General features: G+C 41.9%; 7 protein-coding genes. 3 read left to right on the top strand and 4 right to left on the bottom strand.

Annotated elements, in window-relative coordinates; genetic code table 11:
• Positions 1–19: 19 nt before the first annotated feature.
• From GC096_RS25550 to GC096_RS25540, 3 genes are read left to right on the top strand one after another with little or no spacing between them, the layout of a single operon-like run.
• Complete coding sequence (locus tag GC096_RS25550) at positions 20–868, top strand: Gfo/Idh/MocA family oxidoreductase (RefSeq protein ID WP_171634102.1); 849 nt, start codon at positions 20–22, stop codon at positions 866–868.
• 15 nt (positions 869–883) lie between these two features.
• Complete coding sequence (locus GC096_RS25545; RefSeq protein WP_171634101.1) at positions 884–1,783, top strand: helix-turn-helix domain-containing protein; 900 nt, start codon at positions 884–886, stop codon at positions 1,781–1,783.
• A gap of 39 nt (positions 1,784–1,822) precedes the next feature.
• Positions 1,823–3,397 carry an FAD-dependent oxidoreductase gene (locus GC096_RS25540; protein ID WP_171634100.1) on the top strand — a complete coding sequence of 525 codons (1,575 nt, stop codon included), beginning with the start codon at positions 1,823–1,825 and terminating at the stop codon, positions 3,395–3,397.
• A gap of 119 nt (positions 3,398–3,516) precedes the next feature.
• Here GC096_RS25540 and GC096_RS25535 read toward each other — a convergent pair whose 3' ends face one another.
• From GC096_RS25535 to GC096_RS25520, 4 genes are all read right to left on the bottom strand, one after another.
• Positions 3,517–5,406 (bottom strand): right-handed parallel beta-helix repeat-containing protein, encoded by a 1,890-nt coding sequence (locus tag GC096_RS25535; RefSeq protein ID WP_171634099.1) that lies wholly within the window; start codon positions 5,404–5,406, stop codon positions 3,517–3,519.
• Between the two features lie 107 nt (positions 5,407–5,513).
• Complete coding sequence (locus GC096_RS25530; RefSeq protein WP_171634098.1) at positions 5,514–10,439, bottom strand: DUF4838 domain-containing protein; 4,926 nt, start codon at positions 10,437–10,439, stop codon at positions 5,514–5,516.
• 494 nt (positions 10,440–10,933) lie between these two features.
• Positions 10,934–11,308, bottom strand: a complete 375-nt coding sequence (locus tag GC096_RS25525; RefSeq protein WP_171634096.1) for a RidA family protein — start codon at positions 11,306–11,308, stop codon at positions 10,934–10,936.
• 35 nt (positions 11,309–11,343) lie between these two features.
• Complete coding sequence (locus GC096_RS25520; protein WP_246302969.1) at positions 11,344–12,171, bottom strand: carbohydrate ABC transporter permease; 828 nt, start codon at positions 12,169–12,171, stop codon at positions 11,344–11,346.
• Positions 12,172–12,194 lie beyond the last annotated feature (23 nt).

Genomic DNA, 12,194 nt, shown 5'->3' with positions numbered 1-12,194 from the left:
TCAACAGAGGAGGATGAAAATGAAAAGAATTGGTTTTATCGACTATTATCTCGATGAATGGCATGCGAACAATTACCCTGGATGGATCGAAGAGTCATCAGGTGGAACCATGAAAGTAACTTGCGCATATGGCAAAACGGATGCACCCTTTGGAAAGGACAATTTTTCCTGGTGCCACGACATGGGTATTGAACAGATGCTCACAATTGAAGCGGTTGTCGCCAACAGCGATTATCTAGTCGTACTGGCGCCTGATCATCCAGATTTCCATGAAGAATTGGCGTTTATCCCCTTAAAGTCTGGCAAACCAACATTCGTAGATAAAACCTTTGCCCCCGATCGTCAGACAGCTATCACTCTTTACGAATTGGCAGCGAAACACGGCACGCCGCTCTATTCTTCCTCTGCATTGCGATTCGCTCCTGAATATGCGAAATTCCGCGGCACAGAAATAAATACAATATATAGTTATGGTTCAGGTAAATATGCCAACTACGCCGTCCATCAGATGGAACCAATCGTATCTCTGATGGGTGTCCAAGCTGAGCGAATTATGTCCATTGGAACGAAATTGGCACCTGCCTTATTAATTAGTTACCCAAACGAACGACAAGCTACAATGCACCTTGTACAGGAAAGTCCATTTCTTCTTACTTTACAATTTGAGAATAGTCATTCTGCGAGACTTGAAGCGAAAGCGGATTTCTTTGCTCAATTCATCGATAATCTGGTACAATTTTTCCATACTGGTATATCCACGGTTACACCAGAGGAGACTATTTCAGTCATTACTTTGATCGAATATGGTCGTAAGGCTATGCAAACACCTTATCAGTGGATCGAGTTACCAGGTAATTTAACCGAATAGAGGAATAGAGTATCTATGGATATGGAAGAAACGAAGCATGGTGGATGTCTGTTTCATTTCGATAACATCTTTGGAAATGGAGAAGCTGTATTCGGGGGAATCGATCTGTTCCAGATTGGGGAGATCTGTTGCGAATGCGGCTATGAAATTCCAGTGCATTATCAATATTGTTTGGAGTTAAGCTGCATTGTTTCGGGCAGCGGATATTTCTATATTAACGATAGCTGTATCCAAGTGGAGGCAGGAGATATCCTGTTCAATTCAGTCGGACATAGCCATTCCATTAAAACCGACCAAACTAACATGCTTCGCTTTGTATACATGGGATTTAAATTTAATGAACAAGTCAGCAAAGAGTTTGCCGAGATACAGGCATTTCTCCAGTCGGCTCCTTATTATTTCTCCAAAGATATGCATAATCTGCTAATTCCTTTCATGCGCAACATCGATGAATTCTATTCCCAGAAGCCCTACTCCCATTCTATGATACGAAACTACATCGAGGAAATCATCGTTTCTGCCTATCGTTCCTTTACTCAAAAGGCTGACAAAGTATTTCAATATACGCCGGAGAGATCTCCTCGCTCAGTTGGTCAGACCGTATATACTGTTATCCGTTATATTGAGAATAATATATTTGAGCTTGAAAGTATTAAGTTTCTTTCAATCCAATTAAACTATAACCCTACCTATTTGTCCCATGTGTTCAAACGCAGAACAGGCATGACCCTACAACGTTACATTAATCACAAGAAGATAGAGAAGGCACTAGAATTATTAAAATACGGTAATTTTACCATTAAACAAGTATCCGAAAAACTTGGTTATGAAACTATCCAATCGTTTAGCAAAGCGTTCTCACGCATAATGGGCTATCCCCCTTCTCTATACGTGGTTAATCAGCGTAAACAGTAAAACGGTGTAATCGGAATCTGAAAGGTAGAGGATATTTTAATGAATAACATTATGCAGGCTGATGTAATCATCATCGGAGGCGGAACCGGCGGTTGTGCAGCAGCGCTCGCTTCCGCCAAATGTGGTCAATCCGTCATCATGACAGAAGAAACGGATTGGATCGGAGGTCAGTTAACTAGTCAAGCAGTCCCTCCTGATGAGCATCCTTGGATCGAACAATTCGGTTCTACTCGTAGTTACAGGCAGTTTCGAGAGGGTGTGCGCGATTATTATCGCAATCATCTCCCACTAACTCCAGAAGCAAGAGAAGATCTGAAGTTAAACCCCGGAAACGGTGGTGTAAGTCAATTATGTCATGAACCCCGCGCAGCTCTTGCGGTAATTCAGCAGATGCTTGCACCTTTCATTCATAGTGGCAGATTGCTCGTTCTTGCTAACCATCGCGTTGAACATGTACATACGGACGGAGATGACGTTGTTGCAGCTATAGTTCGCAACCTAAGATCTAATGAACTTATTGAGCTCTCTGCACCTTACTTTATAGACGCTACTGACTGCGGGGATGTCCTGCCGCTTGCAGGTGTGGAATATGTTACAGGGGCGGAATCTAAAGCTCAGACAGGTGAGCCCCATGCACTTGAAGGTGAAGCAGACCCAATGGATATGCAAGGCTTCACCTATTGCTTTGCCATGGATTATAAAGAAGGCGAAGATCACACTATTGAACGACCAGCCAACTATTCTTTTTGGCAGGCTTATAAGGCTAGCTTCTGGCCGGACAAACTGCTTAGCTGGAGTGGTGTTCATCCACCAACGTTAAAAACGGTACAATATGAGTTATTTCCTGGGAACGGGCGATTTTCGTTATTCCATTACAGACAAATTGTCGATAAGAACAATTTTCTGCCAGGTACATTCGACAGCAATGTCACCCTTGTGAATTGGCCGCAGAACGATTATTGGCTTGGATCCGTGATCGATGTTAGTGATAAAGAGCGAATGGAGCATTTGGAAGATGCCAAGCAGCTTAGCTTATCCCTTTTATACTGGTTGCAAACCGAAGCGCCGAGACCTGATGGGGGACATGGTTACCCTGGCTTACGCTTACGCAAAGACATTCTGGGTACAGAAGATGGTTTGGCAAAATATCCGTATATTCGCGAATCCCGCAGAATTAAAGCTGAGTTTACCGTAGTGGAGCAGCACATCGCAGCAGAATGCAGACCTGATGGCAAAGCCGAGACCTTCTTCGATTCAGTCGGTGTTGGCTGTTATCGCATTGATTTGCACCCAAGTACGGCGAACCGCCATTATATCGACATTTCTTCTCTGCCATTCCAGATTCCCCTCGGAAGTTTAATCCCTATTCGAGTAAACAACCTACTGCCAGCTTGTAAGAACTTGGGCGTTACACACATTACGAACGGTTGTTACAGATTACATCCTGTCGAATGGAACATTGGCGAAGTTTCCGGATATTTGGTCGCCTACTGTCTGGATCACGGAATAAAGCCCCGTGAAGTGCGGAACGTACCCGAACATTTAAAGCAATTCCAGCAAATGCTTGTAAATGAAGGTATCGAATTGGAATGGCCAACTATCCATGCTGTATAAAGTATTCCTATCTGTACATGCGGTGGTGGAAGTTAAAAGACCCGCAAATTAATTAAGGCATCTTTTGCACAATTTATATGTGCCAAAGATGCCTGTTTGTTAGTTAGAACAACAAACGATTAACTAGGCGTTACAGAAAATGCCCCGCCATTTATACGGTTGCCTGCTCCAAAAACAGTGGAAGTATGCAGATCTCTGATCCCATTCACACTCCCCCCCTGATAGCAATCATTATTAGTGACAAAATTCGCGCTGCCTGTCCCTTCTAGAGAGATCCCATACGCTGACTTGTTCGTCAAATTTCCTCTGCGGCAAACATTGCCTTGTATAGAGGAATTCGTACAACTGTTCAAATAGATATTACAGTAGGTAGCGTTCGAAAGCTGCCCATTGCCCACGCAGTAATTATTGACCGCTACATAATTAGTTCCGCCACTAACATGTATACCGTTCTTGAGATTGAATTCGACGATGTTATCACTGATTATGTTGTCACTGGAACCATTCGACGAAACGATACCCGAATTATTATAATTTACTTTATTATTAGAGACGATATTATGCCCTGCCTCATACAAGTAGATGCCTATATTAGAATTGTGATCACATTGATTGCCTGTAACTTGATTATTGAAAGAGCCAGCAACCATTACTCCATATAGTGTGTTTTGATCTGTTGTATTATTGGTAATAACATTGTTGTCCCCATTCCTAATAGAAAGATAAGAAGAGGAGGCACCAACATAAATCCCTGTATTATTTCCACTACATTGATTTTCCGAAACTGTAACATAATTGCAATTCAATACCATAATCGCATTGTTAGTTGTATGTCCGATGAACGTATTCCCAATAATCGACCCGTGTGCATTCAAAAAGGTGGAAATCCCTCTGCCGCCATTACCGACAAAAGTATTGCTGCTGAAAATAAAGTACGTCGCTGATTTATTTAACTGGATGCCATCCCCCGTATTATTGATAAACTCGCAACCGACAATTTTAATATTTTTATTTTCCATGTTGAGCTCAGCCTCGAAATCAATGCCCGATTGGGGAGCTGTACCGTTCGTGTTTCTAAAGCTGCTGCCGCCAATGTAAATACCGTCTACAGCAAGACTGCTCATTCCTTGACGTCGATTATTGTCACATGTGACTCCCATGATCTTAATATTTGAGGATGGCGCAGTTGTCGCAATACCTTGACTAATGAAGATGCCGTCCCCCCAACAGTTTTTGACAATGACATCCTCGATCGTTACGTTCTTCGCCCCGTTCAGGCAGATTCCATAGCCCCATTCACCACCTACGCCTGTATGGGTGCTGCGATCACCTTCAATTGTGCCACCTGATATTCTCACATGAGAGCGATCCTGAATGCGAATAATCGTTGAAGAATCTGAAGCATTTGTAATCATTTTAATCACAGCTTTCGGAGATAGCTGAAAATGCGTGTGGTCTGGAATGTCCAGTCCACGGTTAGGCTTATCGCGGTAAGCCCAGGTCACTACACCGTCTATGATATAAGTGCCCTCAGGTACATATACCGTGCCTACTCCAGCATACAAAGCCGCTTGCATCGCAGCTGTATCATCCGTTACTCCGTCCCCCTTCGCATTAAACCACTTCACATTTACACAGTTCTCTTCCATAATTCGTTTAAAGCGAGCTCCCGATGAGGATACGATCACGGTTCCTGTATTATCCACAGAACTTGTGTCTGTAGGCGTATAATAAAAATATCCTTCCTTTTCATCATCCAAAACAAAATAAATCGTCAGCGCGCTTGGACTCGTCGTCAGCCTTAAATCAGCAATCGTGACCATTTCCACACTCCCCACTGCAGCATGCGCAACGCCTATGGTTCCCTTAAAAGGCAGCAAGCTGCCTAACGTTAGTGCAGCTCCCGCTGCACCTAGTGAGGCAAGTAATTTCCGCCTGCTAATAAATCCCCCGCTTTTAGATAGAACGCTTTCATTTCCATCGATAATAATAGTTTTTTCCTCGTTCATTCCCTTGGCCTCCTTTGATGTTTCATCTATTATAAAAGAGCCGCCCCACCTCATTAAGTATGGAGCGGCTTTCCTGTACAAATATTTTCTACTTTCTTCAAAGCAAGCTAGTTCTTCGTGATAAGATGAATCGGGCCAAAATCAGATGAGTTCCAGACGGAACCGCCTCCCCAGCCATACAAACCTTTTGTTCCATGATAATTTCTAAAGAAGAAACCCATTAATGTATCTGTTTCATTAATATCTACACCTATACTGGAGAATGGTATCACTTGAATACTGTTCCAACGATCTGTTCCAATATTGGCATTCGTTTCAAATAATGTCCCAGGTGAAGGAATCACGCCTTTCTTATAAGCAAACTGAACAGATTTTGGATTAGTAAAGAAAGCGTAATAATCTCCTTGAATATCCCCTGTGATGTAGGTTTCCACAGAATCATCCGCACCACTGCTCCACCAAGAGCCAGGTGCACTGTCACTTACAATCATTTTCGATAAATCACTATCATAATTCTCATAGCCAACGTACAGGTTCTCGTCGTCCCACAGTAAATGTACCTTCGTTTCCGCTGACACTTGTTCCATGGTTTTCATCACCTTAAAGTCATTAAACGGCTCAGCATTTGTCCAAGGTCCCTTGCTAAAATCGAGAGTTTGTAGGATTTCTGCTTTACTTGCTGTCGTTTTGACTGCATTCGCTGATAGCACTGGACGATCTCCAATTAAATAGGTCATCACTTCAAAAGTCTTTTTAATCGGTTCAATTCGTCCCCTTTCCATCTCATTAGCAAGTAGCCATGCTTCATTCAGAGCGCTTTGTGCAGCATCCTTAATGCCCGCTTTCATAATATAGTTCCCTATTAATTGACTCTCACCGGAATAGAAGTTAATTACCTGTTGATCATGATTCCAGCCTTGCTTGATTAGATCATAGTACTTTTTCATTGGAATTGCTGCATTACCATAAGCCTTTGTCATAAATTCGTTCGTCAGCTTCTCCAAGTCGGCATCTGGATTCCAAAACAACTTATGATATAACCAAAACTGCAGTGCGTTAACCCCCCATGATGGTGCGACACCTTTGAATCTATTCATTCCAAGCGTATCTACGATACCATAATCGACTGAACCTTCAGGAATTACGCCCATAATACCTAATTCTCTATAGTATTTCATATCTGCCTGAACCTTCTCAGCCATCGGTCTCTCATAGGCATGCGTATAACAGCAACCATAATAATTGTACATCACTATATTTTTGGTTTTCGTCGTCCATTCTTCCAGTTTAAGCTTGTAACCATAATTCGGATTATTGATGTCGTTCGAATTTAATGGCGTACGTCCATCTTCATTCGCTGGTGCCATGACAATGACAATGTTATCCTCAAGCTCCACCTTTGGAGGCACATCTGTAAAAAAATAGGCATATGTGACAATTTTCACGCCAGGATTACTTACTTTCACTTGTGCTGCCACTTTATTCAGGAATGTAAAAAATACAGTGGATTTGTAAGCCGGATCTTCTGGTTGAACGATAATACCGTCTACCGTCTCAAACGGCTGTGAGCTTAAATTACCCATATTGAAGTTATGTGTATCATTGATTCCTATGCCCACATATTCAATCGACTGAGTTTTCAGAAATTCCTTTACTCTCCCAGCGATAATGACAGGCACATCTTCATTATAAAAATTAATTTGCGTATCATTCGCAACAGGCACTGGATTCCCACTCAGATCGGTACTGTAATATTCAGGATGATCAGCGAAATACAGTGCATTCGGCAACCAGAATCCCAGATTGTGACCAAGATTAACAGCTCTGAGCCCTGTGTTTTCATACCTTTGCCATAACTGCATGTTACTTGTTTCGGCAAATTTGGCATTTAATTTGTTGCGCGCCATCAATTTCTCCGTCTCTAAATCGGAATGAATATCGCCATTTTCACCGGTACCCGTAAGATGCCATCCGCGTACGGCAAAAGGTGATTTTTCCCGGTAATTAACTTCGGTCACCTCTATCGTAGATTTCGGTTCATAGAGTGTTCCTAATTCCGTGGACCTCGTCCAGAATATATCGGCATTTTTCTCCAGAAAATCATAGACACCATTTAAAACGCCCTTGGGCTCAGCCCCTAAAATATATATCTTATTTCCAGCTTTTCTAATCGCAAATCCATCCGAATCTTTGAGGAAATCCAGGTCAGTTGCATAGCTTTCCATGAGTTGTGGATAGGATGCGGCTGTTCCTAGAATGATTTGAATACGGTCGTTATCGTCAGGAGTCAAGCTCAGTATCTTGACCTCTTCCGGGTGTACAAGCGAATCAGAATCTAAAATGTTCTCATGATCAACCTGCTGCAATGCTACATTCACTGGTGCGACTTCAACTTCACTCACCTGGACATCGTCAATCCAAAGTGTATTTGTGGGGGGAGCGACAAAAAAGTAGGTCCAGTTATAATCAGAAACACTGTTAATAGCAGGTGTATATGTCATCTCAATCCGTTGCCATCTGTCGTCTACATTAAAGGACTGTGACTTGACAACTGTTCCCCCGCCAGCAAGCCGCATCTCGTAAATCTGCATCGATACTTTTTGTCCAGCAGCCAGTCCCTTCACCCAGGCTGTCATTGTATAGTCCTTGCCCGGAACCATTTTAAGATCTGTTCGGTCTGTTCTTATGCTGCCATATGGGCGTGTACCCATATCTATTCGCAATGAACTATTGCCATTATGCTTAACTGCATTATCCAATACGGCAAAACCAGGAGGAATGTACCAACCATTCGGTAGAGTCGCATTACTCGGATTCTGGGTTTCCATTCCACCATTGTAGAGCAAATTACGGTTCATATTTACAGTTAAGGTCATTTGAGATAAAGGTTGCCCATCCAATTTAACATCTACCATAACTGTGTAGGTGCCATCTGTGACTGTCGTCGGAACAAACAACATGCTGTCCATATTTTTACTCTGATGAGCCCCAAGTTCAATTCTAGTTATGGAAGACAACGTCATAACGCTGTTATCCATTTGGGCTAAATCCAATGTGACTGGAGTATCACTTGAATTGGCAAGCTGGAATTGAACTGGATACGTTCCACTTTTCGTTACGTTCAGTTCACTCTGCTGCAGTTGTACGCTCACTGGCTCAACCTCGACCAGCGTAACGTCATCAATCCATAGCGTATTTGTAGGGGGCGCGACAAAAAAGTATGCCCAATTATAATCAGAGACACTATCAATAGCAGGTGTAAATTTCATCTCAATTCGTTGCCATGTATCATCTACTTTAAAGGACTGTGTCTTGGCAACCGTCCCCCCGCCAGCAAGCCGCATCTCGAAAATTTGCATCGATACACTTTGTCCTGCAGCCGTTCCCTTTACCCAAGCTATCATTGTATAGTCCTTGCCCGGAACCAATTTGAGATCCGTCCGATCTGTTCTTACGCTGCCATATGGGCGTGTACCCATATCAATTCGCAGCGAATGGTTGCCGCTATGCTTAACTTCTTTGTCCAATACGGCAAACCCAGGTGGAATGTACCAACCATTCGGTAACGTGGCGCTACTTGGATTCTGGATTTCCATCCCGCCATTGTAGAGCAGATTACGATTGAGATTGACTGTCAAGTTCAATGAACTTGTCTGTAGGCCATCCACTTCGACCTGGATTGGCATCGTGTAAGTTCCGTCCTGGGTTGCTTGTGAGACATACACAAGACTGCTTACTGTTCTACTCTGTCCTGCCAAAATCTCAATTCCACGTGTGTCTCCAAACGTAATAGGACCATTATTGTTATTTACTAAATCCACGCTTGCTGAAGTATTTGTGTTATTAAGAAGTTGGAACTGTACGGGATATTTGCCGCTATTCTTTATATTCAATTCTTTCTGCTGTAGCTCTACACTGACCTTACTACTGATATCCCCGACTACAATCGGCAGATCAGCACCACTAATCATCTTAATCGTATCTTGCAGTTCAGATGAAGCAAGGACTTCCAGTTTATCAGCAGAAGGGCTAATGATAATATCTGCATTAGCTATTCCCGATTTCACTATCTTTGACGATGGGCTTGGTATTGTTGTTGGTGGATTATAATTGATAAATATATTAGCTGGGGCAAAATTATTGTATATGTTGATTTGTCCTGCTGTTATGCCGCCGACACGTACATTACCAGAAATATTGGAATTAAAATTAAGCTGATTTAAGGCACCTAAAAAATTACCTATATTCACTGGCGCTCCTATCCCGTGAAAGTCGATCGTGCCATTAGATAGCATAGATTTACCCACGGTTAGACCGTTAGAGGATATTTGGTTATGCATATCGATATTACCTTTTCCATAATATGAGCCTTGAATCACTACTTTATTGAAGGTTGAAAATTGGGATTTACCGGTTACATACAAGGATTTACCGATAAGGAAGTTTGTATAGTTCCCGCTACTTGGCATAAAATCCAACGTGCTGCTCACATTACCGGCTACAGAAAGGGATGTTAATCCATTAAAGCTAATCCCCTGCCCAATAAGGTCGCCTCCAATAACGCCCTCTGCGATATTGCTTCCTCTGAAAGTAATGCTTCCCTGTGCACTCATGGTTTCATCAATCGTAAACGATCCTACACTGGAGTTAAATGTGATACTGCCTGCGGCAATTACATTCCCGTGGATGGTCAACCCAGTGATATTCCCCGTAAAAGTAATCGGTCCATTACATACAACATCCCCGTAAATAGTAAGGTTTGATGTCGCTCCTATGGTGCATGAGCTTCCACCATAGAGCACTGTAGTCCCAACAGTTGTTGGATCACCAATGGACATCGTCCCATAGACATTCGAAATTGAAATAGTGCCGGCGTATAGCTGTTGTGGCAAAGCCATACTATTGCTATTCTGTGAAATAGATTTATTTCCGACTATTACTGAACCTGGGGTCACAACGTCAAGTGGCAGAGGCTGTGTATTGAATTGCTGATTAAAGTAGCTGCTGAAGTCAGCTGCGAAATTAGGATTCATCGTGTAACCACTTGAAGGATTAGATATTTCCGCTGTCCCTGTGCCTGAACTGCCAAAAACAATATTATTCTGAAAATTCAACGGAACGGATGGTGTTAGTATTGCTGCATTAGCAGTTATATTCCAGTTTGAAAGAGTCATTAACATTGAAAGACATACTATGAAAAAAAACACGCGCTTTATTTTTCTTTTTAACATAACTTTCAGCTCCCAGTACGTAAATTGGACATACCACTTATATTGCTCGGTCACCGTATATTTGCGCTTCTTTCCATATTCCTTCCTGTGACAGCAGTACTAAGCTATTCAGGTTTCGTGCGGTTCAAATCCATAGATCGAGTGAAGGATATGTCTCTAGGTTGAAATTAGTTAAACCCAAGATCAGGAACTCCTCTTCTGAAAAAGCAATAGCCTCTCTCAGTGAAATCAAGATTGAACTCTGATCTGAGGAGGCAAGTTGGATACCGATTTATGGCAGTCTAGGTGCAAATATTCTATCTTTTTTTCACAGCAATCCCATCTATTTCGACAAGCAAATCAAAATTCAGATCACAGTAAATGGCTGTCCTGCTTGGAAATGGAACCTGGAAATATCTCCCGAAAACTTCATTGAATTCGCTATAGAGCTTACGATCTGTTAAGTACACGTTAACTTTAACTAAATCGTTCAAATCTGATCCGGCAGCAAGTAGTACTAATCGTATATTTTCCATGGTTTGAATCGTCTGACTTTCGATATCAGAACCTACAACTTCTCCTGTAATCGGATTTAAACCACCTTGACCGGATACAAATACAAGTGATTCTGTCTCGATACCGGACGAAAACGGACGATCTTGCTTTACATTAGTTATAATTTCGTTTTTCATACATTACTCCTTTTAAGTTTCTCTATTTGTCCTACCTATCCTTTTACTGATCCTAATGTGGCACCTTCCATTACTTTGCGTTGAAAAAAGATAAAGAGAATGGTTGGGGGAACCATCGCAATAATAACTCCAGCAAATAGTGTTACCCAATCGGAGCTATACTGCATTCTCTGGTTGGCAAAGTACATACTCACACCAATTGTATATTTTTCTTCTGAGCCCAAATATATAAAAGGCGCAAGAAAATTGTTGTATAAGCCAATGAACTTAAAGATAGCGATCGTTACAATTCCTGGCATCGATAAAGGTAATATAATTTTGCGAAAAACCTGAAACAGTGAAGCGCCATCCATAAAGGCACCTTCTTCAAGCTCTTTGGGTAAGGATTGCATAAATCCACTCATCAGCATGAGGAAAAAAACACTTTCCCCTAAGCTATCCAGAATAATAAGCCCTGTTAAGCTATTCGTTAGATGCAATTCGCGCATGAGAACATACTGTGGCACAAGCGCATTGATGCCCGGGAGAAACAGAGATATTAAAATGGTTGCCCAGAGAAATTTTCTTCCTTTAAACTCAACTCGTGTTAAAGCATAAGCATTGAGTACGGTTAGAAAAGTTCCAATAATAAGACTAGTTCCTACATAATATAGCGTATTTAAGATGACCCGATTGAAGTCCATAGAGACCCATGCTTGCCTATAATTATGCCATTGCAATTTTTCGGGAAATGACCATATATTTTGAAAAAATTCTTGATTTGTTTTTAAGGACTCATAAACGATCCAAAAAAGTGGCAGAATAATAGAAAGCGACCAAATTACTAGAATACCCCTCCAGAAAACGTCTATTACAGTTTTCATTTTCAAGCCCATAAAATCCTCCC

Origin of the sequence: Paenibacillus plantarum, from assembly GCF_013141695.1 — a bacterium.
Taxonomy (GTDB): Bacteria; Bacillota; Bacilli; order Paenibacillales; family NBRC-103111; genus Paenibacillus_E; species Paenibacillus_E plantarum.
This window is presented reverse-complemented; position numbering and strand designations above follow the sequence as displayed.

Excerpts from the sequence above, each read along its gene's own strand:
- GC096_RS25520 (WP_246302969.1), bottom strand. The coding sequence starts at position 12,171 with ATGAAAACTGTAATAGACGTTTTCTGGAGGGGTATTCTAGTAATTTGG.
- GC096_RS25550 (WP_171634102.1), top strand. The coding sequence starts at position 20 with ATGAAAAGAATTGGTTTTATCGACTATTATCTCGATGAATGGCATGCG.
- GC096_RS25545 (WP_171634101.1), top strand. The coding sequence starts at position 884 with ATGGATATGGAAGAAACGAAGCATGGTGGATGTCTGTTTCATTTCGAT.
- GC096_RS25530 (WP_171634098.1), bottom strand. The coding sequence starts at position 10,439 with ATGAATCCTAATTTCGCAGCTGACTTCAGCAGCTACTTTAATCAGCAA.
- GC096_RS25540 (WP_171634100.1), top strand. The coding sequence starts at position 1,823 with ATGAATAACATTATGCAGGCTGATGTAATCATCATCGGAGGCGGAACC.
- GC096_RS25525 (WP_171634096.1), bottom strand. The coding sequence starts at position 11,308 with ATGAAAAACGAAATTATAACTAATGTAAAGCAAGATCGTCCGTTTTCG.
- GC096_RS25535 (WP_171634099.1), bottom strand. The coding sequence starts at position 5,406 with ATGAACGAGGAAAAAACTATTATTATCGATGGAAATGAAAGCGTTCTA.